Genomic DNA, 22,413 nt, shown 5'->3' on the forward strand with positions numbered 1-22,413 from the left:
GCCATTGATCATCCTGGGAATGGGTCTGCGTCGCGTCCCTCGCGGGTTCCGCGCTGGAAGGCGGCCATGGTGTCGCGGACCTGCTCGGCGGTGCGCCCGGTGGTGGCCGGGGCCTCGTTCTCGCCGGTGTCCTCGGTGCCGGAGTCGAGCAACTGCGGCGCCAGGTTCTGCTGCGGCCGGCGGACCGGCAGCTCAGGGCGCTCCCCAGTGGGGGTGTTGTGGGTGAGCAGTGGGGCGTGCGTGAGCAGCGCGCCGGGTCCGGTCTGCTCCAGGGACAGGCCCCCGGTGCGTTCGGCGGGCTGCTCCGGCTCGGGCGCGGGCTTGGGTTCCGGGGTCAGGTCCTCGTGCTCGAAGCGGTCCTCCGGCGCGGCGGGCCGCTCCTCCTTGATGGCGGCGAAGGTGGCGCCGCCGAGCAGGTTGATCGAGCGGCCGGGGGTGTCCTCGCCGTCGTTGAGCGGATCGGCCCAGAAGCTGTGCAGCTCCCGGCCGGGTCCGGCCGCGCGGTCGGACTCAGCCTCGCCCCGCTCGTCGTCGTCCACCTGGTCTGCTTCTGCCGCGCGCTGCTGGTGGACCGGTCCGAGCGGCGTGCGCACGGGTTTTCCCGAGCCGGTCGCCCGCTCCCGTTTGGTGAGTTCGCGCAGGGTGTCCTCGGAGAGCTGGGTGCGCACGTCCGAGGCGAGGATCTCGTTCGGCACCAGGATGACCGCCCTGGTGCCGCCGTAGGGCGAGTCGCGCAGTTCGACCCGCACACCCAGCCGCAGCGCGAGCCGGGCGACCACGAACAGGCCGAGCCGGGAGTCGCCCTTGAGCGCCATCGCGTCGAACTCCGGCGGGTTGGCCAGCATCGCGTTGGCGCGGTCCCGGTCCTCCTCGCTCATGCCGAGGCCGTGGTCCTCGACCTCGACCACGACGCCCTTGGCCGCGATCGAGCCGTGCACCTGCACCTGCGAGCGCGGCGGGGAGAAGGAGGTGGCGTTGTCCACCAGTTCGGCGACCAGGTGGATGGTGTCGGCCACCGCGGAGCCGATCACCGCGGCGTCCGGGATCCGCTGCAGCCGGACGCGGGCGTAGTGCTCGGTCTCGGAGATGGCCGCGCGCAGCACGTCGACCAGGCGGATCGGCTTGCGCCAGCGGCGGCCGGGCTGCTCGCCGCCGAGGATGATCAGGTTCTCCGCGTTGCGGCGGGCCCGGGTGGCGAGGTGGTCGAGCTGGAAGAGGCCCTCGATCTGCTCGGGGTCCTCCTCGTGCCGCTCCATCCGGTCCAGGATCTTGAGCTGGCGGTGCACCAGCGCCTGGTTGCGGTGCGCGATGCCGAGGAAGACGTTGTTGACGCCCTCGCGGGCCTGCGCCTCCTGCACGGCCGCGGCGACCGCGGTGAGCTGGGCGGCGTTGAAGGCGCGGGCCACCTGGCCGATCTCGTCCCGGCCGTAGTCGAGGTCGGGCACCTCGACGGAGACGTCCACCGGCTCGCCCTGGCGGAGGCGGCGGACGATGTCGGGCAGCCGTTCGTGCGCGAGGTGCAGGGCGTCCTTGCGCAGGCTGTCCAGGCGGACCACCAGCGCCCGGTCGACGAGTTTGCGGGACACCTTGAGCGCGACCATGATCGCCACGATGGCCAGCACCAGGGCGACCAGCGAGCCGAGCAGGGCGTTGGTCAGCGAGTCGCCGCCGTCCTCCAGTGCCTGACCGGAGACCAGGTCGGCCTGCTGGACGGTGAGCTTGGTCAGTTCGTCGGCCACGGCCACGGTCAGCCGCTGCCACTCGTCCTCGCTGATGCCGACCGCGCCGAGGCTGCCGCGACCGGTGCGGGCCACCCACGGACCATTGCTGATCAGCGCGTTCTCGACCTCGGTGAGCCTTTTCCAGGAATCGCTGTCACGCAGCCTGCGATTACTGTCCTGCACTTCTTGGCGCGCAAAGGGGATTGTGCTCTCCAGCTCGGAGTGGTATGCGCTGACCAAGTTGGTGAACTCGAGGTGGTCGGTCGCCGGGAGAGCGCCGGTGGCGATCGCGCCGGCCATCAGCGAACCGGACCTGGACATGCGGTCGGCTGCCCGGAAAATTGCCGTCGCGCCGATAGCGCCCTGGGTGGACTTGACATCGGGCACGATACGGGCCTGGGTGTCGAACAACTGGGCGGCGGAATGCAGCAGTCGGTTGTAGAAGGCGTAGACCTGCCCCTTGTCGATACCGGAGGACTCGATCCTGGTGCGAATCCGGGGTAGTTCCTCCAGCAGCGAGTTGAGCTGGTTGATGCGGTCGACCACCGCGGGCGGGGCGTTGTCCACCACCGGCGGCAGGGCTGCCTTCATGACGCCGAGGGCTTCGTCGGTCTGCTGCTGGACCAGGCGCAACTCGGTCAGTCCTGTGGCGGGTTTGCCCAGGTAGACCATGCCGAGCTGACGTTCTTTCTGTGCCGAGGCGAGCGCGTTGACCGCGGGGATGGACACCGAGCGGACGCTCGAGGCGACCTCACGCAGGTAGTACCCGTCGAAGATCAGGTAGGACGAGCCGGACACCCACATGACGAGCAGGGCCACACTCGGGATCAGGACGGCGCCGGTCAGCCGTGTCCTGATCGACCGGTGGCTCTTCTGAGAACCGATTTCTTCCGAGCTCACGACGCTCCACTGCTTGTGAAAGACCACCCCGGGAAACCGCGGTGGCAATTCACCACGCCGCTATCCACCAGGGGAAGTTGGACCGGAGGGGACGGTAACGAGTTCCTGGTTGAATACGACACCTTCCATACCGAGGAGTTCTCCCGCCCGAGCGCGGGGAGATTAACACGGACGCTGGCTTCGTTACCAGCCCCAACGAATGCGCATAAACACAGAAGACGCGAAACCATACCAGCGAGCCCTACCCGGAGCCCAGACCCGATTGGCGGGTATTGCACCCCTGGGTCCGTCACCTGCGCTTTTTCCACACGTAACCTGGATCACTCCCGGTCATCGGACGACGTCGGCACGTGTCGATCATGCCCTAAGTCCCTCGGACGGCGGTCGCGCCCCGGCCACCGGCCGCACTAGCGCTCCCCTGCCCGCCGACGCCCGGTCGGGCAGTAGCACAATGCCCAACGGACGAGCGTGATCGCGGTCACGAAGCAAGAGAGAATCACGCACGGGTGTTCTCCACAGCCTTTCCGAATAAAACGTGAGCAGTTTTCAACTCTCTTTGCGAGGATCCGCCCCATGAAGTCCGCCATCCGCCACATCACCGTCAACTGCCCCCACCCCCTGGAGCCCTACGCCCTGGCCCAGTTCTGGAGCGCGACCCTCGGTCACCCGGTCCACCCCGACGACCAGCCCGGCGACGACGAGATCCTGATCGACCTCCCCCACTCCCCCGGCCTGCTCTTCATCCGGGTCCCCGACCCCAAACCCACCACCCGCAACCGCCTCCACCTGGACCTCCAGCCCGAACTACCCCGGGATGAGGAGGTGCAGCGACTGGTGGACCTGGGCGCGACCTTCGTCGACGACCAGCGCACGGCGGACGGCCGGGGCTGGGTGGTGCTGGCCGACCCAGCGGGCAATGAGTTCTGCGTCGAGCGCAGCGCGGCGGAACGCGAATCCCCCTGACCACCACACCCGGCAGCCACACGCCCGACCTCGACCTCAACCTCGACTGACCGCAGCCCCGGCTCACCAAGCCCCACCCGAACCCGGCCCCGCGCCGACACCTCTCAGTCGACCGCGCCCCGCCAGGTCACCTCAACCTCCGGCACCCCCAGGAACACCACCGTCTCCGCCAACTGCTCGTCCTGGTCCTTGGCCAGATCGCCGTGCAACTGGACACCCGGAGTCGGGTTCCCACGGTGCTTCAACAGGACGACCTGACGACCGGAGGGCAGGGTGAGAGCGGTGGCCTTGCAGTTGTCAAGGTCGGTGTAGTGATCGCCGAACTGGATGCCGGCGCGGGTGGTCAGCTCGTGCGGCTCGATCGCGAGCACGGCGATGGCGGTGACCTCGTAGTATGGCCAGGGAACCGCGGTGGGCTCGGCGGGCTTGGCAGGTGGTTCGGTCATCGTCTTATCATCCGTTGGGATGAATGATCGAAACATGAAGGCAACCAAAATCGGGGTTTCTGCGTTCCGCAGAGGAACGGTGGCGGCGGCGGGCAGGACCGGAGCACGCGCCACGCCCTGGGGCAGGTAAGCAGGGTCGGGTAGGGCAGGCAGGGTGTCGGGTAGGGCGGCGGGGTCGGGCAAGGCAGGCAGCCGCGGCTAGCCGGGTAGATGGGCAGGCCCGGTCGGCGGGGTGGGTGGGCAGGCCGCGGTCGAGGACTGGGTGGGCCGGACTGCATGTGGCGCGGCAGGCTGCCTGGTTCGGGGAGAAGAGCGGCGTGGGCCGGGCTGGGGCGGCGCTGGTCCGGCGAAGTGAGTGGCCGTGGCCCAGGAGATGGGCAGCCCTGGCCGGGGAGGCATGCAGCCCTGGGGTCGGGAGAGCGGTAGCACTCGGGAGATTGGCAGCAGGGCAGGCGCCGGAGGCAATCGTCGATCGGCGACTCAGCTGACAAGAGGTGGCTGCGGCCGCGCGCCCGCCTTCGGCATCACCCACATTCGGCCTCCGGGCCGATCCGGCTCCGGGCCGCTGGGTTCCGGGCGCGGGTTCGGCGATCGGGTGCGGGCCCAGGCGCAAGCTCAGGCGCGGCGCGAGGCGGGGCGCGAGGCGGGGCGCGGCGCGAGGCGGGGCGCGAGGCGGGGCGCGGCGCGAGGCGGGGCGCGGCGGGGCGGGGATCGAGTGTGGGCTCGGGGTGCGGTGCGCGCGGGTTCTGGGGGCATGCACGGGTTCCGAGCGGGGAGTCGGGGTCGGGCGATCTGGCTGGGCCTCGAGGTGGGGTTGAGGGCGTGTCTGGTGTCGCGGGGTGGCCGCCCGGCTGGGGGACTGAGCCCTGCTTCGACTTGTCCGCTTCTCGGTCCGCCGGGGTCGCTCCGAGCCTCCGGCCGGGCCGGGCCGCACCAACCGCACGGCCCCTGCGTGGTGCCACGACGGACGGCCACTGAGGTGGAGCAGGTTGGGTGGAGCGGACCGGACGTGGAGCGGGCTCGGCGACCCGAGGTGGAGCCTGGTCGGCGGGACGGCTGGTGGGGCAGCCGGGTGGTTGGGTCAGGAGGCCGGGATTGTGTCGATGAACTGGGTGCCTGCGGCTCGGTGGTTGTTGATCTGTTGCTGGACCTGGGCCGGGGACAGGATCTGGTTGCGGGCGAAGTAGATCCAGTCTGCTTGTTGGTGGTAGCGGCGGTCTGGGCCTGCTCCGTTGAGGTCGATGAACCAGTGGTTGAAGTTGATCAGCATGGGGGTTTCCGGGTAGAAGCGGTCGCCGTGGTCGGCTACCAGCTGGCCGTCGAGGTAGTACTTCATCCGGCCGCCGGACACCTGCAGCACCAGGTCGTGCCAGCCGGCGAAGCTGCGGTGCACGCGGGTTGAGCTGTTGTCGGCCCACCAGGGGTCTGGTTGGTAGGTCTCCCAGGAGGTGAGGAACATGGTGTTCGTTGACTCGCCCCAGCCTCCGTTGGGGAGGTACTCGAAGTCCTGTTCGCCGTAGTCGGGGTCGCGGTCGTGGCGGAGCGGGGTGATCGTGTAGAAGGTTTGGACCACGTGGTCGCCGTCGGGGCCGTAGGCGGGGGTGTCGGTCATGTGGAATCTGGTGGCGTAGGTGCCCTCGAAGAACTTGCGGCCGGTGTTGATCTGGGACTGCCTTGTGCCGCTTGGGGTTCCGTTGGTTTGGGCGCTGAGTTGGGCGACTTTTTGGCCACTGACGGTGGGGAAGGTGACCAGGGTGGGGTCCCAGGTTGCGCCGCCTACGCCGGGGCCGCCGGAGCCGGTGCGGACTGTCCAGCCTCGTTGGTTGAGGCGGGGGTCGGTGTTGGTGTCGTAGTGGAAGTCGTCGAAGAAGACTTGGGCGGGGGCTGGGGATTGGCTGCCGGGGGCCGTGCCGGACAGGAGTTGGCCTGCTCGGTGGAGGGTGGTTCTGGGGGCGGGGCCGTAGGGGGGTTGGGTGGGGTTGAAGGAGTAGTCGTTGGATTGGGTGAGTTGGGCCCAGTTGGCTCGGTTGAAGCGGAGTTGGAGGTCGCCGGTGTGCTGGCCGGGGGCCAGCGCTCCTGCGGTGGGGCGGAAGCCGACTTCCAGGTAGTGGTCGGCTTCGGGGGTTGGGGTGGGGAGGCGGTGGATGGCGCCGGTGAGGTTGTCGCAGCCGGGGGTCGCCCAGGAACAGGCGTAGCGGTAGTCGGTTTCGCCGTCCTCGGAGCGGAAGTAGTAGCGGATGGTGTACTCCGCCAACGGGATCGCCACGTCGCCCTGGTTGGTCAGGCGGAACCAGGGTTCGGACTGGTGGTGGGTTGGCTGGGTGGCGGTGGTGCCGTACTGCAGGAGCGGGGGTTGTGGGGCGGCGCCTGCTGGGGCGGTGGTCAGGGCGAGGGCGGCCAGGCTGGTCATGGTCACGGCCAGGCCACCGGTCAGGCGCCTTCGTCGGCGGGCCGGGATGTGTTGCTGGGGCACGGCTTTCTCCTCAACACCGCAGGGAGCTGCGAGGGGTGGCGGCGGTGTCGGGCGTCCTGACTTGACCAATTGGTAAGTTCAGGGACGTGAACGACGTTGGCACAGAGTCGCGCTGTAGTCAACGGTTCTGGCCGACACTGGTAAGGGACTGAGCTGACCAGTGGTCGGGTTTGGGGTTCGGCGACATACTGGGGTGGTGACGAGGGCGGTGGCGTACAAGCGCGAGCGGGTGCGGGAGTACCTGCTGGAACTGGTCGAGACTCGGCCGCCGGGGACCTCGATCCCGTCCGAGCGGACGCTGTGCGCGCTGTTGTCGGTGTCCCGGCCCACCCTGCGCGCGGCCGTGGACGAGTTGGTGCACAACGGTTTGCTGGTGCGTGAGCATGGGCGGGGCATGTTCGTGGCGCAGGCGAAGATCACGCAGGAGCTGGTCGGGGCCGACACCGTGTTGAGCGCACCCAGGGCCGATGGACAGTGGCGGAGTCGGGTGCTGGAGCTGGTGCGGGTTCCGGCCGGGGCCAGGATCGGGCGCAAGCTGGGGGTCTCGCCTGCCGCGGAGGTGTTGTGTGTGACGCGGTTGCGGTTGGTTGATGGGGTGGCGATCGCGTTGGAGTGGTTGCATATTCCGGCTGAGGTGGCCGCTGATCTGTCCACTGTGGACTTCGAGGGGGCCGGGTTGTACGCGGCGTTGCGGGCTCGTGGGGTGCTGGTGCAGGAGGCCACGCAGTCGATCGAGCCGACGGTGACCGATGAGGCCGAGTCCGCGCTGCTGGGCGTGCCGGTGCTCAGTCCGGCGTTGTTGTTCGAGCGGTGTACCACCGATGCCGCGGGGCGGGTGGTGGAGTACGCGCGTTCGATCTACCGCGGGGACCGGTACCGGATCGTCTCGCGGTTGTCGCTGGCGTGACCCGGCCGCCCACCGCAACAGGGGAGCGGTGGGCGGTCGGGCACACGTTTGTCTTGCGGAGTAAGGGTGATCAGCGCAGGCGCTTCACGTCCACGGTCAGCGTGCCGGGGTCGCCGGAGCGGGTGGCGCCGCTGAAGTCCGGGCCGGGTGACACGTCGTCGTAGGGGAAGGCGTAGCCGCGGTTGTCGGGCAGGCGTTCGTGCACGATCCGGGCGTAGTGGTTGGTGGCCGCGTTGCGGTAGAAGTTGCTCGCGACCTCGCCGTGCGGCTGGTTCGGGTTGCTCAGCAACGTGGTGCGGTTCAGCGCGGCGGCCAGCCGCGGGATGATCGCCTTGCGCACGTCACTGGCCCCGGCCAGGCTGAACGGACCCGAGTCGCAGCTGAACACGTCCGCGGTGCTGGGCTTGGTGAACGCCTCGCCGTTGGCGAAGCGCAGCACGCCGCCGCTGACCCGGCCGGTCAGCCTGCCCGGTCCGCTCTGGGTGTCCACCACCAGGTTCGTGCCCGCGTACTTCGACCAGCACTGGTCGATGTAGCCGCCCAGGTAGTTGGCGAACGCGCTCGCCTTGTAGTGCGCGCTCATCGCCCGCAGGTTGCGGCCGTCCGGGCCCTTCTGGATCAGCTGGTTCCAGGCCGAACCCTCCCGGGACGCCTGGGCCTGCAACGCCGAGCAGATCCCGTCCAGCGCGCCCGCCGGCAACCCTGGCACGGTCTCCACCCGGCCGGAGAGCGAACGCAGCGAGAGCCCCAGCGGCGCGGCCACGAAGTCCACGTAACTGATGTTGGCGAACAGTTCCGCCTCGTTGAAGGTGAACTCGGCGAAGGTCCAGTTCTTGTTGATGTTGGGGTCGGCCGGGTTGAGGAAGCTGGGGTGCACGATGTGCGGGCCGGGGTTGACGAAGAAGTTCAGCTTCTGCCCGGTGACCACGTAGATCCGCGCGCCGTACATCCGCGGGATGGACACCGTGGTCGAGGAACCGGGGCCGCCCAACGGGATCGAGGGATCCTCGCCGAGCGGGGTGACCGGCGCGCCCGGCGAGGGCGGGTAGTACGAGCTGCCGTCGCGGCGGACGAACAGCGGGCGGTTGCCGGACAGGCCGACGACATAGGCGTAGGCGGTGGCCGATCCGGAGTTGTTGACCAGGTTCAGGGTGAATCTCTGCGGCGTCGCGGCGGAGGCGGAACCCGCGGCGAGCTGGCCGATGACAGGGGTGGCCAGTGCTGTCGCGGTTGCGCCGAGGAAGAGGCGACGAGAGATCATGAGTGTTCCTCCACGTCGAGGAAGCTGACTCCATGCCACTGGCGGCTGCGACCTGGAAACGCTCCAGTAGTTGGGACACAGGGAGTGTGCGAGAGCGCTCTCACACACTCCCTACGGTGACGCCGATCCCCGAGGAAAGTCAAGGTGTTCAGCTCGGGGATATGTTCAGGATCGCGGTATATACCGTCACGCGGTATGCAATGCCAGTCCGTAGGTGGACAGGATCTCGTTGATCGGCTGGAACCAGGTCCGGCCACCGCCGCGGCAGTCGCCGTAACCACCCGAGGTGACGCCCTGGGCCTGGTCGCCGGTGATGAAGGAACCACCGGAGTCACCGCCCTCGGCGCACACGCTGGTGCCGGTCATCTGGTGCACCGCGCCCTGGGCGTAGTTGATGGTCTCGTTGTGCGAGAGCACCTGTCCGCAGTGCCAGCGGGTGGTCGAGCCGGAGCGGCACACCGAGGTGCCCACCGGGGCCACCCAGGAACCGCGGACCAGCGAGTCCGGCACGGTGCCCCAGCCGAGCACCACCGGCACCGTCCACCAGCCGCCGCCGGTGCGCACGAAGGCGTAGTCGTTGCCGGGGAAGGAGGAACCGGCGAAGGTGCCCATCCAGGACCGGTCCCAGCCGTTGACCTGGGCGCCCGTTCCCGCGCAGTGCCCTGCGGTGACGAAGCCGCCGTGCACGGAGAACCCGATGGAGCAGCGGACATTCCCGGTGTAGTACGGGTCGCCGCCGACCACCCCGGCCGCGTAGGTGCGCGGGGTGCGCACCCCCTGGCGGTGCACGGTCACCGGTCCGGCCGCGCGGGCCCGGTCCAGGAATCCGCGCAGGGCGGGCGAATCAGCGCCCTCGACCACGTTGACCACCACGGTGTTGCCGCGTGGGTCGACGTGCCAGCTCGCGACCTCGGCCGGGGCCTGTCTGGTCGCGGCGAGCTGGTCGAGGGTGGTCTTGGCGCGGTCCAGGACCCGCGCCGAGTGGGTGACCGGCACGGCTTCCGCGCCGGTGGCCCGGATCGCGGCGGCCTTGGCCGGGTCGGTGACCGCGACGACGAGCTTGCCGCGGCCGGGGTCGAACCAGGATCCGCCGAGGGACTCCCCCGCGGCGGATTCGGCGGCCGGGACCAGGCGGGAGGCATCGGCCTCCTGCTTCACCCGGACGACGGCCTGGCGTTCGGTGAGCCCGAGGTCCTGCCGCATGGCGGGCAGCAACCCAGGGGAGAGCACGGGATCGGCCATGGCGACCGGCGCGAGACCGGCGGCGGCCGACAGGGCGAGGGACACGGCGAGGCCCAACCGGACCGCGGCGCTGCGTGGCATCTGAATCTCCTTGTGGCGGAAGGAGGAACCTGGCGGCGGAGGTTCAGTGCGGACGCCCAACGTGACACGGTGGTCCAGACCGGTCAAGGACTCGGCCAACGCTGACCGCATCCGGACAACTCCGGGCGGGGACACCACAGACCCCCCGCCCGAACGGACAGGGGGCCGGTGGTGCAGGGGAAACAGGCTGTGCCGGGCAGGTGTGGCCTGCCGCCGGTTCAGGCGGTGAAGACCCGGAGTTCGGCGAGTTGTCCGGCGGGCCAGCCGGTGTTGCCGGTGATCCGCACCCGCAGGTAGCGCACGCCGGTGACCGGGAAACCAGCCGTGGCGGTGTTGCCGGTGGCGGGGTCGAAGGTGTATCCGCGTGCGCCCACGAGTTCGGTGTAGCCGGATCCGTTGGCACTGCCCAGGATGGTGGCGGTCTGGGTGCGCGCACCCCAGGCCGGGTTGGGCGGCAGGGCCAGGCCGACCCGGTTGACCTGGTGGGTCGAGCCCAGGTCCACGGTGATCTCCTGCGGGAAGGCGTTGCTGGCGCTTTCCCAGTAGCTGTCGGCGTTTCCGTCCACCGCGCGGGCCGCGACCAGGTCGAACACGTTGCTGCCGGCGCTGATCGGCTTGCCCTGGGCCACGTTCACGCCACCGGGCGGCGGAGTGCTGGTGGTGGTCGGGTTGCCGCCGCCACCGGGCTCGGGCCAGGTGCAGCCCGCCCACACGTGGTCCTGCCAGCCGTTGTTGCCGCCGCCGGCCTGCAGGCTGAAGCTGCCGTTGGGGTAGGGGCAGTTGTAGACCCCGGCCCGGCCGGTGCCGGTGGCGGTGACGTTGGCCGCGGTGATCGAGCCGCGGGTCTCGGCCTGCAGCACCACGGTGCGCGCGTCGCGCACGGTGGCGCCGTTGATGTGCACGCTGCTCACCGGCAGTCCCTTGCCGCCGCCGCTGACCGCCTGGATCGCGCTGTACGGGCTGTCCAGGAACTGGTTCCCGGTCAGCTCGACCCGCACCCCGCCCTCCACCGGATGGTCGTAGGAGTCGATGCGCAGCGCGCTCATCGGGTGTCCCCAGTTGGGGTTCATCGCACCGGCCCGCACGGTCACGTTGTCCCGCACCGCGATCGTGCCGGCCAAGGGAGTGAAGCCCCTGCCGGCCAGGAATTCCTGGTTGGAGATGGCGATGCCGCTGCCGAGGGCGTTGGTGTCCACGATGGCGTTGCGGGACACGGTGGTGTCGGTGCCGCCGTAGATCGCGATGCCGTTGGCCAGGTTGGGCTGCACGATGGTGTTGTGGCTGAAGGTGTTGCCGCGGTTGGCCGAGTGGATCGACCACATGGCCAGCGCGTCGTCACCGGTGTTGCGCAGGAAGTTGTTGCGCACCACCGAGTTGGTCACGGTGCCGTTGAAGTTGAGGCCGTCGGCCTTGAGGTCGAGGAAGCGGCTGTTCTCGATGGTGAGGTTGTTGTTGTTCGGGCCGACCAGCCACAGCCCGACCTTCTGGTGCTGGATCCAGATGTTGGACACCACGGATCCGTTGCCCAGACTGCCGTTGACGAAGTTGTCCGGCCGCTCGTCCACCCGCTGGGCCACCTCGCCGATCACCGCGAAGTCGTGTAGCCGCAAGGTGCCCGAGGTGCTGGCGTTGTCGATCAGGTGGGTGCCGCGCAGGGTGGCGTGCCAGGGTCCGGCGCCGCGCACGGTGACGTTGTCGATCTCCAGCTTGTTGGTGACCCGGAAATCGCCCGGCGGGATCCACACCGACCGGCCCTGGGCGCGGGCCTGCGCGATGGCCCGGTTGATCGCGCCGGTGGAATCGCCGCCACCACTGGGATCCGCGCCGGTCGCGGTGATCGAGACGGAGTTCGCCGGTTGACCGGCGGGCCCGGCGACCTGCTCGAAGTCGGCGAGGTCGATGATCGCGGGCAGGTCGCCGCCGTCGACCTGGAGCCGCACCCGGTCCCCGGCGTTGGCCTGGCGGCCCAGCAGCAGCCGGGCGTGCTGGAACAGTTGGTGCGTCTTGGCTCCGGGGATCCAGGCGGTCTCCAGGTAGCCGAAGCGGGCGGTGAGCGCGAGTTTGCCGGGCAGCTTCTGCCCGTTGAGGTAGACCGAGAGCGAACCGGACTGGCCGCGCGGCACGTTGTGCGCGACCACCACCGCGTTCGCCTGCCCGGCCAGGGTGAATTCCACGTGCTGGCCCGGATCCAGGCGGACCGCGCGCCGCCCGGACGCCTCCGAGGCGACGGTGCCCTGGGTGTGGTCGGGGCCGACCGCGCTTCCGTTGGTGGCGGCGGATTCGGCTTCGTAGGTGGTGAACGGGACGCTCGCGCCATACCCGGCGGGTATGTCCGCGCTGGGGGCGGCCAGCGCGGCGGGCGCGGTGCTGAGGACGGTGATCGTGGCGGCGGTCAGGACCACCGCGGTTAACGCTGCGGCCAGTGGAGCCAGCCGCCGTACGGGCAGGTCTGTCATGGCAGGGCGCACCTTTGCGTCGATCTGGGTATGGCCGTTGGCGGCGGCGATCCCCGGCGGATCGGTGCGTGTCGTGCCGAGAAGGTAGATGTTTCCGACAGATGACCGCAATACTTCAACTGGATTGCGCAAAACTTGCACAATCCAGTGGGTGACTCCCGGAAAACGGGCTCCACTCCGCAAGGGGCTTGCCGAGGGCAGCGCAAACCGCTTGCGGCACCGGCAGACCCGTTCGGCCGAATCCGGAGGTGGGGCTGAACCGGAGTGGGTCCGGCACCCGTTGCCCGGACATGGACCACCTCGTGGAGCAGCACCGCGCCGCCTCGGTCTGGACCCCCTATCCCCCGAACCCGGAGGGTCCGGCCGATCCGGCGCGGGATGTGCTGTGGCGGATCAGCGAACTGCTGGTCGCGCACGGGGTGGCCAGGGCGGATGTGCACCTGCTGCTACCCCCCGAGCGGCAGGTGCGCACCGCGCTGGGCTATCAGGCCGACCGCGAGCAGGACGCCGCGCTGGCCGCGGATGAGTCCGTGTGCGAGTCCTTCGCCGCGGTGTGCCCGGTGCACGATCCCCTGGTACGCAAGATGTTCCGCGGTCGCGGCCTGCGCTGCCCCGGCACCAGGTCGAGCTGTCCGTGGCGCGGGGAGGGCTGGCGGCGGCACTGCGCGGCGCCGATGGCCGCGGTGGTGGAGCACCCGGCCACCGGCGAGCGGCGGCGCTGGTGCCTGGTGCACCTGGCGGTGGAGCGGGCGATGAACCCCGGGCTACGGGTGGTCGCGGCGGCTCACTGACCGGCGCCGGGCGGCAGATCCGCGCGGCCGGCGCAGCCGAGTTTGCGGTAGGCGCGGTGCAGGTGGTTGTTGATGGTGCGCACCGAGACGCCGAGCCGCAGCGCGATCTGCGGGTCGGTCAGCCCGGTCACGGCCAGCCGCACCACCTCGCTCTCCCTGGTGGACAGCGGTTCGTTCTGGGCCAGCAGCGCGAGTCCCGGCGTGCGGGCGCCGCTGTGCCGCACCGGCAGCATCCGGGCCCGGCGGATCGCGGCGGCGGCCTTGCGGGACTGCCCGGCCCGCTGGTGCAGGGCGGCGAGTTCGGCCAGGGCCTCCGCGCCGTAGAGCAGGGCGCCCGCGGTGAGGAACTGCTCGGCCACCGCGGCCAGCAGGTCGGCGTCCGCGGTGGCGATGGCGCGGCTGTAGTCCAGCCGGGCCCGCAGGTAGCCGTGCTGGCCGATGCTGTGCCAGAACGGGGCGGCGGAGCGGGCCAGGCCGAGGCGGCCGAGGGTGTGCGCGCGGGCGGCCCGGTCCCAGGTGGTGTCCTCGGCCTTGGCGCACAACAGGTCCCTGGCCTGGTCGAGATCGCCGCGGACGGCCGCGGCCCAGGCGCGGGCCACCGCGGTCGAGGCGGCCAGGTGCGCGGTGGCGGCTTCGGCCGGGGGCAGCGCACCGGCGGCCACCGCGGCCGGGTCGCCGAGCTGGGCGGCGGCGGCCAGGCGCAGGATGGCCCAGCGCGGATCGTCGTCGGGTAACAGGCACAGCAGGTCGTGGGCGCGGCGGATCTGCCCGTGCGCCAACAGCATCGAGGCCAGGATCACGCCGTGCCCGGACCGGTGCGCGGCATCGGCGGCGGCGAAGCGTTCCGTGGCCGCGGCCAGCGCCTCCTCGATCCGCCCGGCGCACATCAGTCCGGTCACGTGGTCCTGATCGTCCTCAGTGGACGGTTCGGGCACCGGGGTGGCGCCCAGTGCCGCGCCGATCCCGGTGTGCGCCAGTTCGACCCGCCAGCCGGTCGGGGTCTCCACCGCGGTGATCAGTTCCTGTTCGGCCAGGATGATCAGGTCGTGCCGGTCGACCAGGCGCTCGAACACCGGCAGCGGCGCGAACCCGGTGGCCGCGATCAGGTCCAGGGCCTGCCGTTGCGCGGCGTCCAGTCCGGCCAGGCGCAGCTCGATCACCTCGGTCAGGGAACCGCCTTGGTCGGCAGGGTGATCCGCGGCCAGGTGCACCAGCTCGCGCAGTAGTCGCGGACTGCCTTGGGCGAGCTGGGCCAGTCGCCGGGCGGCCGGGTGGTCGCCGGTGAGCGCCCTGGCCAGCTCGATCATGTCGGTGGCGCCCAGTGGCGGCAGGTCGACCCGGCCGAGGTTCTCCCCCGGCCACAGTCCGTCCGGCCCGGCGGCGATCACCCGCACCAGGCCCTGGCGCACCAGTTCCAGGAGCAGTTCGGCGTCGGCCTCGGCCAGCAGGTGCGCGTCGTCGACCACCGCGAGCACCCTGGTGGCCGGGCCCAGCAGCACCGTGCACACCAGCGTGGACAGCCCGCGCCCGCCGATGATCGGCTCGATCCGGAACCCGTGGCCCTGCGCCCAGTCCGCGATCTCGGCCAGCACCCGGCTGCGCCCCACCCCGGACACGGCGACGCCGTCGATCCGCCGGTCCGTCAGCAGGGCGCGGATCCGGCCCAGTTCCGCGGTCCGGCCGAGGATGCCGACCGCCCGAGCGGGCAGCGGCCGGGGAATCCCCGGTGTGGTGGTGTTCATGGGTCCTCCAGGCAGGTTCAGGTAATGGATTACCTGAACCTGCCCGGCAAGTCGAGATCAGCCGATCGAACCTGTCCGATCGGCCCTGAGCAGGTGTTTTGGCATATGGTCGACTGGGCCGGACGCCGTTGTCCGACCACCTGGTCAGGCCAGCCAGATCGCAGTGTCCGGCGGCAGCTCGCCCGCCTCGGTCAGTCCGCCGCTGGCCAGCAGCACCCGCTCGTGCGCGGGCAGCGCGACCGGTTCGGCGGCCAGGTTGACCACGCAGGTGAAGCCGGGCGGGCGGTGGAAGGCCAGCACGTCGGCGCCGAGTTCCAGCCAGCGCATCGGGCCGTCACCGAGTGCGGGCAGCTCCCGGCGCAACCGCAGCGCCTCCCGGTAGAGCGCGTGCATCGAGGCCGGATCCTGTCGCTGCGCCTGGGCGGTGTGCCCGGACCACTCGGCGGGCTGCGGCAGCCAGGGCACCGAGCCCTCGGGTCCGAAGCCGAACGGGGCGGCCTGGCCGGACCAGGGCAGTGGCACCCGGCAGCCGTCCCGGCCGGGGTCCGCGCCCTGGGTGCGGGCGAACACCGGGTCCTCGCGCAGCTCGTCCGGCACGTCCTCGATCTCCCACAGCCCCAGCTCCTCCCCTTGGTACACATAGGCTCCGCCGGGCAGGGACAGGCTGAGCAGGGCGGCCGCGCGGGCCCGGCGGGCGCCGAGTTCACGGTCAACCGGGGTGCCGTGGCGGCGGTCGGCGAAGGTGAAGCCGGTGTCGCCTGGCCTGCCGTAGCGGGTGACGTGCCGGGTCACGTCGTGGTTGGACAGCACCCAGGTGGGCGGCGCGCCCACCGGCGCGTGACTGTCCACTGTGGCCTGGATGACCGTCTTGAGTTGCCCGGCTTCCCAAGGGCAGGAAAGGAAATCGAAGTTGAACGCCGAGTGCAGCTCGTCCGGGCGCAGGTAGCGGGCGAAGCGCACCGGGTCGGGCAGCCACATCTCGCCGACGAAGATCCGGTCCTCGCCGTACTCCTGGGCGATCCGCCGCCAGGCCCGGTAGATCTCGTGCACGCCGTCGAGGTCGGAGAAGGGCAGTTGTCCGTTGGCCCCGGCCACATCGGGCAGTCCGGGCGCCTTGACCAGGCCGTCGGCCACGTCGATGCGCAGCCCGTCCACGCCGCGGTCGAACCAGAACCGGAGGATGTCGGCGAACTCCGCGTGCACCTCGGGGTTGGTCCAGTTGAGGTCGGGCTGCTCGGCGGCGTAGAGGTGCAGGTACCACTCACCCGGCCTGCCGTCGGCCTCGGTGACCCTGGTCCAGGCCGGTCCGCCGAAGCGGGACTGCCAGTCGTTCGGCGGTTCGGACCCGTCCGCGCCGCGGCCCGGCCGGAACCAGAACCGTTGCCGCGCGGGCGATCCCGGTTCGGCGGCCAGTGCCTCGGCGAACCAGGGATGCCGGTCCGAGCAGTGGTTGGGCACGATGTCGATGATGATCCGGATGCCCAGCCGGTGCGCCTGCTCGATGAACTCCTCGGCCTGGGCCAGGGTGCCGAAGACCGGTTCGATGTCCCGGTAGTCGGCCACGTCGTAGCCGCCGTCGGCCATCGGCGAGGGATACCAGGGGCTGAACCAGATCGCGTCGATGCCCAGTTCGGCCAGGTAGGGCAGCTTGGCCAGGGCCCCGGCGAGGTCGCCGACGCCGTCCCCGTCGCCGTCGGCGAAGCTGCGCAGGTAGACCTGGTAGATCGCCGCCCCGCGCCACCAGGACGTCCCTTGTCCGTCCACAGTGGACTGAGTTGCAGAGGTGCGCTCGGAGGAGATCACGATGCCGCCTTCCGGAGAGGTGTGCTTAGCCCTTGAGGCTGCCGGCGGTCAGGCCGGCCAGGATCTGGCGTTGGAACACAAGGAAAACCAGGATCATCGGGATGCTGGCCAGCACCAGTCCCGCGGTGAGCACGTTGAGCGCGGTGTCCGGCGCGACCCGTTCCAGCGCGACGCTGAGCGTCTGCTCGTTGGGGTCGGAGAAGACCAGCAGCGGCCAGATGAAGTCCTTCCACGCGGTGACCAGCGCGACGATGGACACCACGGCCAGGATCGGCCGGGAGATCGGCAGCACGATGCTGATCAGCACCCGCACCGGTCCCGCGCCGTCCATCCTGGCCGCTTCCAGGAGTTCGCCGGGGATCTCGTCGAAGAACCGCTTGAGCAGGTAGATGTTGAACGCGCTGGCCGCCGCGGGCAGCCAGATGCCAGCCGGGTTGTTGAGCAGGTTCACCCCGAACAGCGGCACGTCGGCGATGGTCATGTAGGTCGGCACCAGCAGCGCCGAGGCGGGCAGCATCAGCGTGGCCAGCATCAGGCCGAGGATCACGTTGCCCAGCACCGGTCGCAGCTTGGACAGCGCGTAGGCGGCAGGCACGCACACCGCGAGCTGCACCAGCACCGCACCTCCGGCCACGATCAGCGTGTTGAGGAAGTACCGGCCCAGGTCCAGCTCCTGCCAGGCCTGCCAGAAGGTCTCCGGGAACCAGGTCTCGGGCACCACCGACGGCGGGGTCCTGGCCAGTTCCACCGGCGACTTCATCGCGCCGGTCACCGCCCAGTACAACGGGAAGACGAAGGCCAGCAGGAACAGCACCAGCACAACGCCGAACACGAGCCAGTACAAGGCTTTCCCGCGCGGGGAACGCAGTGCGGCCGGGGAGACCAGGGTGCGCGTGGACATGATCAGCTCCTGGTCCTGGTCAGCCGCACATAGGTGGCGGAGAAGATGCCGAGCACCACGAACAGCAGCAGGCTCAGCGCGCTGGCCGTGCCGAAGTCGTTGTAGTAGAAGGCATAGCGGTAGAGCAGGAGCAGCAGCGTGACGGTGGCGTCCTCTGGTCCGCCGCCGGTCATCACATACGGTTCGGTGAACACCTGCATGGTCGCCACCACCTGCAACAGCAGCAGCACCAGCAGCACGAACCGGGTCTGCGGGATGGTGACGTGCACCAGTCGCCGCCACAGGTTCGCGCCGTCGAGTTCGGCCGCCTCGTACAGCTCGCCGGGGATGGTCTGCAGCGCGGCCAGGTAGATCAGCGTGGTGCTGCCCATGTTGGCCCAGGTGGAGACCAGCACCAGCGAGATCATCGCGGTGCTGCCGGAGTCCAGCCAGCTCAGTCCGGGCAGGCCGACCGCACGCAGGCCCTCGTTGAACAGGCCGGGTCCCGGGTTGTAGAACCACTTCCACAGCAACGCGGTCACCACCGGCGGCAACATCACCGGCAGGTACACCGCGACCCGGAAGAACGACCGCGCGTGCCGCAACTCGTTGAGCACCACCGCGGTCAGGAACGGCACCGCGAAACCGAGCAGCAGCGCCAGACCGGTGAACAGCAGGGTGTTGCGCCAGGCCGCGCCGAAGAGCGGGTCGTTGAACAGCCGCTCGAAGTTCTCGAAACCGACCCAGCTGGGCGGGTTCACGAAGTCCACCTGCTGGAAGCTGAGCAGCACGCCGCGGATCAGCGGCCACCAGGAGAACAGCGCGAAGACCACCAGCGCGGCGGCGAGCAGGCCGTAGGCGGTGAGGTTCTCACCGAGCTTGCGGCGCCACCGGCCCTGCACCGGCGGCGCCACCTCACTCAGTTCACCTGAGCTGCGCGAGAACACCATTGACCTTGGTTTCCGCCTCGGCGAGCACCTGGCCGATGTTGACGTCCTTGTTGGTCAGCACCGCCTGCATCACCGTGTCCAGCGCGGCGTAGACCTGCTGGGCGCTGGGCGGTTCCAGGTTGCCCTTCAGGCTGGGCGCGGCGGTGATGTAGGGCTGGTAGTTGGCCACCGGGATGGTCGCGTTGGCGGCCTTGAACTTCTCCTGCTGCTCGCGCACCGGGCCGACCCAGACGTCGGCGGCTGGCGGCACGGGCAGGCCGATCGGCTGCTTCTGCTCGGCGTAGCGCTTGAGGTTGCCCTCGATCCGGGACGGGTCGAGGAACTTCCAGCGCAGCCAGGTCAGGCCGGCCTTGATCTTCTCCGGGGTGGCCTTGGGGCTGATCATGTAGCCCTCGCCGCCGATCAGCGTGCCCTGGCCGCCGGGCAGCGGGGCGAGGCCGTAGTCCTCGTACTTGCCGTTGAACTGGTTGACCAGCACCGGCACGTTGTCCGGGGCGGCGATGTACATGCCGAGCTGCCCCGCGCCCATCAGCCGCTGCAGGTCGGGGATCTCCAGGAGTTGCTTGCTGCCCATGGAGTCATCGGTCCAGCGCATGTCATGGAGGTGTTGCAGGGCGGCCTTGCCCTTGTCGTTGTTGAAGTCGGCCTTCCAGGTCTCGCCCTCCTGGCGGGCCACGCTGACGCCGAGGGAGTTGAGCCAGCTGGTCAGGTGCCAGCCGCCCTGGTTGTTCTTGCTCAGCTCACCGAAGCCGACCACACCGTTGCCCAGCGCGCTGATCTTCTTGGCGGCCTCGCGCACCTCGGCCCAGGTGGCCGGGGGCTTGGCCGGATCGAGGCCGGCCTTGCTGAACAGGGTGCGGTTGTAGAGCAGGCCCATCGAGTAGTTGGCGGTGGGCAGGCCGTACTGGCGGCCCTTGGCGTCCTTGAACACCTGGGTGAGCTGCGGGTTCAGCTCACCGGCCAGCGGCACGTCCTTGAGGTGGTCGGTGATGTCGGCGGCCTGGCGGCGGGCGATGATCTGCGCCGGGTCGGTGAGGTAGACGTAGAAGACGTCCTCGAGCTGGCCGCCGGAGAGCTTGGTGGCGAAGGTCTTCGGGTCCATGAAGCCTTCGCGCGGCTCGATGTCGATGTTCGGGTTGGCCGCCTCGAACGCGGCCACGTCCTCGTCGAAGATCTTGCGCTGGAAGGCCTGGGTGCCCGGCGGCTGGCCGTTGACGGAGATCTTGACCTTGCCGCCGGCCGCGGGCGCCGCGTCGCCGCCGCACCCGGCCATGGTCAGGCCGAGTCCGGCGACGAGCAGTACTCCGATGGCGCTGCGGGTACGAGGTCTCAGCATCGCTCGTGCCTCTTCTCGGTGGGAGGTCGCTCCGGCGGGACCTGTGGCGCGGCTCACGATAGGAGCCCAGCCCGCCGGAGTGCAATATCCCGATGAGATTAAGCAAGAAGTTGACTGATTCTCGTTATCTACTCGCGCACCCCGTCACTTCTCCGGTGCGGGCGCGGTGGAGCCGCGGACCACCAGTTCCGGCTCGAAGAGCAGCTCCTCCGCGGTGACCTCGGCGCCGTTGATCTGCGCCGCGAGCAGGTCCACCGCGGCCCGGCCCATGGCCTCGATGGGCTGGCGGATGGTGGTCAGCGGCGGGTCGGTGCAGTTCATGAACGCGGAGTCGTCGTAGCCGATGACCGAGACGTCCGACGGTACCGCCATCCCACGCCGCCGCACCGCCCGGACGGTGCCCAGCGCGAGGGGGTCGGAGGCGCAGACGATGCCGGTGACGCCGCGTTCGATCAGCCGGGCGGCCGCGGCCTGGCCGCCTTCCAGGGAGAACATGGCGTGCCCGACCCATTCGGCGGGCACGGTGAGCCCGGCTTTGGCGGCCGAGGCGGTGAAGGCGGCGAGTTTGCGCCGGGAGGGCAGGTGGTCGGGCGGGCCGAGCACCATGCCGACCTTGGTGTGCCCGAGGGAGAGCAGGTGGGTCAGCGCCTGTTCGGCGGCGACGGCGTCGTCGCAGGAGACCCTGGGGAAGCCGAGTTCGTCGATGCCGGCGTTGACCAGCACGGTGGGCAGCTGGCGTTCGACCAGGCGGCGGTAGTGCTCGTGCGAGGCGTCGGCCTGGGCGTAGGAGCCGCCGGCGAAGAGCACCCCGGAGACGTGCTGGGCGAGCAGCAGTTCGACGTAGTCGGCCTCGGAGACCCCGCCAGCGGTGCGGGTGCACAGCACGGGGGTGAATCCCTGCTGGGCCAGCGCGTTGCCCATGATCTCGGCGAAGGCGGGGAAGATCGGGTTCTGCAGTTCGGGCAGCACCAGGCCGACCAGCCGGGCGCGTTCGCCGCGGAGCTGGGTGGGGCGCTCGTAGCCCAGCACGTCGAGTGCGGTGAGCACGGCGTTGCGGGTGGACTCGGAGACGCCGGGTTTGCCGTTGAGCACCCGGCTGACCGTCGCCTCACTCACCCCGACCTTGCGCGCCACCTCGGCGAGTCGTCGAGTCATGAGGCAATGATGACGCAAGCGAGCGCAAGATGCATACATTTCTTGCAGCAGGCTTGCAACGTGTCGGATCCGCTCCGCCGCGGCGGGTGCCCGTGCGAAGATCCCCGGCGATGTCCGACAACAACAGCCGCCTGGCAATCACCCTGGCCGCCATCGGCGTGGTCGCCGCGGTCGTCTCCGCTTCCACGGATGTGTTCGGCCTGTTCAAGGACGAACCGGCGCCCTCGGGCAACCCCGGTGCCGCACCGGTGGGTGAGCCCGGTGGCGGTGCCCCACCGGCGACTCCGGCCGGGCCGAGGAAGGTGGACTGGCAGGGCACGCTGGTGCTCGACAGCAGTGGCCTCGACCTGGACACCACCCCGCCGACCCGCAAGCCCAAGGCCGAGGACTGGGACTTCTACTACGGCACGCCGCAGCTGATCACCTTCAGGGCCAGCTCGAAGAACCTGGCCCGCTGGACCGGGTCGCAGCCGCCCACCGCCGAGGAGTGCGGCCAGTTGCTGGCGGCCGAGTCGGTGCACAAGGCGAACATCGCCCAGGGCCACGTCTACTGCGCCCGGTCCGGACTCGGCCGACTCGCCCTGCTGAAGATCACCGGCCCCAAGGGCGACGGCCAGGGCGCCGAAGTGACGCTGTGGCATCCCTGATCCCACCCGCCACGGAGGCGGAGGCCCGCGCCATCCAGCAGGCCCTGCGCACCCAGGTCGACACCACCGGCCCCGGCCCACAGCGCCCGGCCACGGTCGCGGGCCTGGACGTCGCCTACGCCAAGGACGAGCGCACCCTGGCCGCCGCCGTGGTGCTGCTCGACTTCGCCACCCACGAGGTGCTCGCCGAGTCCACCGCCACCGGCGTGCCCGCCTTCGACTACATCCCCGGCCTGTTCGCCTTCCGCGAGCTGCCCACCCTGCTCACCGCCCTGTCCCGCCTGCCGGCCACCCCGGACCTGCTGGTCGTCGACGGCCACGGCCTGGCCCACCCACACCGCTTCGGCCTGGCCTGCCACCTGGGTGTGCTGACCGGGCTGCCGGTGTTCGGGGTGGGCAAGACGCGGCTGATCGGCACGGCGGCGGAACCGGGTCCGGACCGCGGCGCGCACAGCGATCTGGTGGACGAGGGCGAGCTGGTGGGGCGGGTGCTGCGCACGCGGCCGGGGGTGAAACCGGTGTATGTCTCGGTGGGGCACCGGATCGACCTGGACACGGCCTGCGCGCACACGCTGGCGCTGACGCCGAGCTACCGGCTGCCGGAGACGACCCGCGCCGCCGATCAGGCCTGCCGCCGCGCGCTGGCCGCGGGCTGATCG

The 22,413-nt window shown here is 70.3% G+C and carries 17 protein-coding genes; 5 read left to right on the forward strand and 12 right to left on the reverse strand.

Features of this window, described 5'->3' with window-relative positions:
* Positions 1-8: 8 nt before the first annotated feature.
* Entirely contained in the window at positions 9-2,621 is a 2,613-nt protein-coding gene (locus tag HNR67_RS36360) for a sensor histidine kinase (RefSeq protein WP_312988846.1), read from the reverse strand.
* A 573-nt stretch (positions 2,622-3,194) separates the two neighbouring features.
* Between HNR67_RS36360 and HNR67_RS36365 the strand changes: the two genes are divergently transcribed.
* Complete coding sequence (locus tag HNR67_RS36365) at positions 3,195-3,584, forward strand: VOC family protein (protein WP_185007448.1); 390 nt, start codon at positions 3,195-3,197, stop codon at positions 3,582-3,584.
* 104 nt (positions 3,585-3,688) lie between these two features.
* Here the strand turns inward: HNR67_RS36365 and HNR67_RS36370 are convergent, their stop codons facing one another.
* Together HNR67_RS36370 and HNR67_RS36375 are read right to left on the reverse strand one after the other, a co-directional pair.
* Positions 3,689-4,030 (reverse strand): hypothetical protein, encoded by a 342-nt coding sequence (locus HNR67_RS36370; RefSeq protein WP_185007450.1) that lies wholly within the window; start codon positions 4,028-4,030, stop codon positions 3,689-3,691.
* Between the two features lie 1,081 nt (positions 4,031-5,111).
* Positions 5,112-6,503, reverse strand: a complete 1,392-nt coding sequence (locus tag HNR67_RS36375; RefSeq protein WP_185007452.1) for a cellulose binding domain-containing protein — start codon at positions 6,501-6,503, stop codon at positions 5,112-5,114.
* Between the two features lie 196 nt (positions 6,504-6,699).
* On the opposite strand from HNR67_RS36375, the gene HNR67_RS36380 reads away from it, so the two are divergent.
* Positions 6,700-7,410 (forward strand): GntR family transcriptional regulator, encoded by a 711-nt coding sequence (locus HNR67_RS36380; RefSeq protein WP_312988848.1) that lies wholly within the window; start codon positions 6,700-6,702, stop codon positions 7,408-7,410.
* 70 nt (positions 7,411-7,480) lie between these two features.
* Here the strand turns inward: HNR67_RS36380 and HNR67_RS36385 are convergent, their stop codons facing one another.
* From HNR67_RS36385 to HNR67_RS36395, 3 genes are all read right to left on the reverse strand, one after another.
* The gene (locus HNR67_RS36385) at positions 7,481-8,671 is read right to left on the reverse strand and encodes a glycoside hydrolase family 64 protein (RefSeq protein WP_185007455.1); all 1,191 of its coding nucleotides are present in this window, start codon (positions 8,669-8,671) and stop codon (positions 7,481-7,483) included.
* Between the two features lie 186 nt (positions 8,672-8,857).
* Complete coding sequence (locus HNR67_RS36390; RefSeq protein ID WP_185007457.1) at positions 8,858-9,994, reverse strand: S1 family peptidase; 1,137 nt, start codon at positions 9,992-9,994, stop codon at positions 8,858-8,860.
* A gap of 218 nt (positions 9,995-10,212) precedes the next feature.
* Positions 10,213-12,450 (reverse strand): discoidin domain-containing protein, encoded by a 2,238-nt coding sequence (locus HNR67_RS36395; protein WP_185007459.1) that lies wholly within the window; start codon positions 12,448-12,450, stop codon positions 10,213-10,215.
* A gap of 290 nt (positions 12,451-12,740) precedes the next feature.
* On the opposite strand from HNR67_RS36395, the gene HNR67_RS36400 reads away from it, so the two are divergent.
* Positions 12,741-13,241, forward strand: coding sequence for a hypothetical protein (locus HNR67_RS36400; protein WP_185007462.1), 501 nt, complete (start codon positions 12,741-12,743; stop codon positions 13,239-13,241).
* Here the strand turns inward: HNR67_RS36400 and HNR67_RS36405 are convergent.
* The 6 genes from HNR67_RS36405 to HNR67_RS36430 form a co-directional block, all read right to left on the reverse strand.
* Entirely contained in the window at positions 13,235-14,983 is a 1,749-nt protein-coding gene (locus tag HNR67_RS36405; protein WP_185007464.1) for a helix-turn-helix transcriptional regulator, read from the reverse strand. The genes HNR67_RS36400 and HNR67_RS36405 overlap by 7 nt on opposite strands.
* Positions 14,984-15,127: 144 nt before the next feature.
* Positions 15,128-16,786, reverse strand: coding sequence for a glycoside hydrolase family 13 protein (locus HNR67_RS36410; protein WP_312988851.1), 1,659 nt, complete (start codon positions 16,784-16,786; stop codon positions 15,128-15,130).
* A gap of 25 nt (positions 16,787-16,811) precedes the next feature.
* Complete coding sequence (locus HNR67_RS36415; RefSeq protein WP_185007466.1) at positions 16,812-17,687, reverse strand: carbohydrate ABC transporter permease; 876 nt, start codon at positions 17,685-17,687, stop codon at positions 16,812-16,814.
* A 2-nt stretch (positions 17,688-17,689) separates the two neighbouring features.
* Positions 17,690-18,616 carry a carbohydrate ABC transporter permease gene (locus tag HNR67_RS36420; protein ID WP_185007468.1) on the reverse strand — a complete coding sequence of 309 codons (927 nt, stop codon included), beginning with the start codon at positions 18,614-18,616 and terminating at the stop codon, positions 17,690-17,692.
* On the reverse strand, positions 18,591-19,952 hold the full coding sequence (locus tag HNR67_RS36425; protein WP_246492672.1) for an ABC transporter substrate-binding protein: 1,362 nt from the start codon (positions 19,950-19,952) through the stop codon (positions 18,591-18,593). Before HNR67_RS36425 ends, HNR67_RS36420 begins: the two co-directional genes overlap by 26 nt.
* 144 nt (positions 19,953-20,096) lie before the next feature.
* Positions 20,097-21,107 (reverse strand): LacI family DNA-binding transcriptional regulator, encoded by a 1,011-nt coding sequence (locus HNR67_RS36430; protein ID WP_246492673.1) that lies wholly within the window; start codon positions 21,105-21,107, stop codon positions 20,097-20,099.
* 110 nt (positions 21,108-21,217) lie between these two features.
* Between HNR67_RS36430 and HNR67_RS36435 the strand changes: the two genes are divergently transcribed.
* Both HNR67_RS36435 and HNR67_RS36440 read left to right on the forward strand, forming a co-directional pair.
* Entirely contained in the window at positions 21,218-21,754 is a 537-nt protein-coding gene (locus HNR67_RS36435; protein ID WP_185007472.1) for a hypothetical protein, read from the forward strand.
* Complete coding sequence (locus HNR67_RS36440) at positions 21,742-22,410, forward strand: endonuclease V (RefSeq protein ID WP_312988855.1); 669 nt, start codon at positions 21,742-21,744, stop codon at positions 22,408-22,410. Before HNR67_RS36435 ends, HNR67_RS36440 begins: the two co-directional genes overlap by 13 nt.
* Positions 22,411-22,413 lie beyond the last annotated feature (3 nt).

Origin of the sequence: Crossiella cryophila (assembly GCF_014204915.1) — a bacterium.
GTDB classification, from domain to species: Bacteria; Actinomycetota; Actinomycetes; order Mycobacteriales; family Pseudonocardiaceae; genus Crossiella; species Crossiella cryophila.

What these genes read in the sequence shown, in the direction of transcription:
- HNR67_RS36370 (WP_185007450.1), bottom strand. Translation starts at nt 4,030, where the DNA reads ATGACCGAACCACCTGCCAAGCCCGCCGAGCCCACCGCGGTTCCCTGG.
- HNR67_RS36395 (WP_185007459.1), bottom strand. Translation starts at nt 12,450, where the DNA reads ATGACAGACCTGCCCGTACGGCGGCTGGCTCCACTGGCCGCAGCGTTA.
- HNR67_RS36420 (WP_185007468.1), bottom strand. Translation starts at nt 18,616, where the DNA reads ATGGTGTTCTCGCGCAGCTCAGGTGAACTGAGTGAGGTGGCGCCGCCG.
- HNR67_RS36385 (WP_185007455.1), bottom strand. Translation starts at nt 8,671, where the DNA reads ATGATCTCTCGTCGCCTCTTCCTCGGCGCAACCGCGACAGCACTGGCC.
- HNR67_RS36400 (WP_185007462.1), top strand. Translation starts at nt 12,741, where the DNA reads ATGGACCACCTCGTGGAGCAGCACCGCGCCGCCTCGGTCTGGACCCCC.
- HNR67_RS36425 (WP_246492672.1), bottom strand. Translation starts at nt 19,952, where the DNA reads ATGCTGAGACCTCGTACCCGCAGCGCCATCGGAGTACTGCTCGTCGCC.
- HNR67_RS36405 (WP_185007464.1), bottom strand. Translation starts at nt 14,983, where the DNA reads ATGAACACCACCACACCGGGGATTCCCCGGCCGCTGCCCGCTCGGGCG.
- HNR67_RS36415 (WP_185007466.1), bottom strand. Translation starts at nt 17,687, where the DNA reads ATGTCCACGCGCACCCTGGTCTCCCCGGCCGCACTGCGTTCCCCGCGC.
- HNR67_RS36430 (WP_246492673.1), bottom strand. Translation starts at nt 21,107, where the DNA reads ATGACTCGACGACTCGCCGAGGTGGCGCGCAAGGTCGGGGTGAGTGAG.
- HNR67_RS36365 (WP_185007448.1), top strand. Translation starts at nt 3,195, where the DNA reads ATGAAGTCCGCCATCCGCCACATCACCGTCAACTGCCCCCACCCCCTG.
- HNR67_RS36390 (WP_185007457.1), bottom strand. Translation starts at nt 9,994, where the DNA reads ATGCCACGCAGCGCCGCGGTCCGGTTGGGCCTCGCCGTGTCCCTCGCC.
- HNR67_RS36435 (WP_185007472.1), top strand. Translation starts at nt 21,218, where the DNA reads ATGTCCGACAACAACAGCCGCCTGGCAATCACCCTGGCCGCCATCGGC.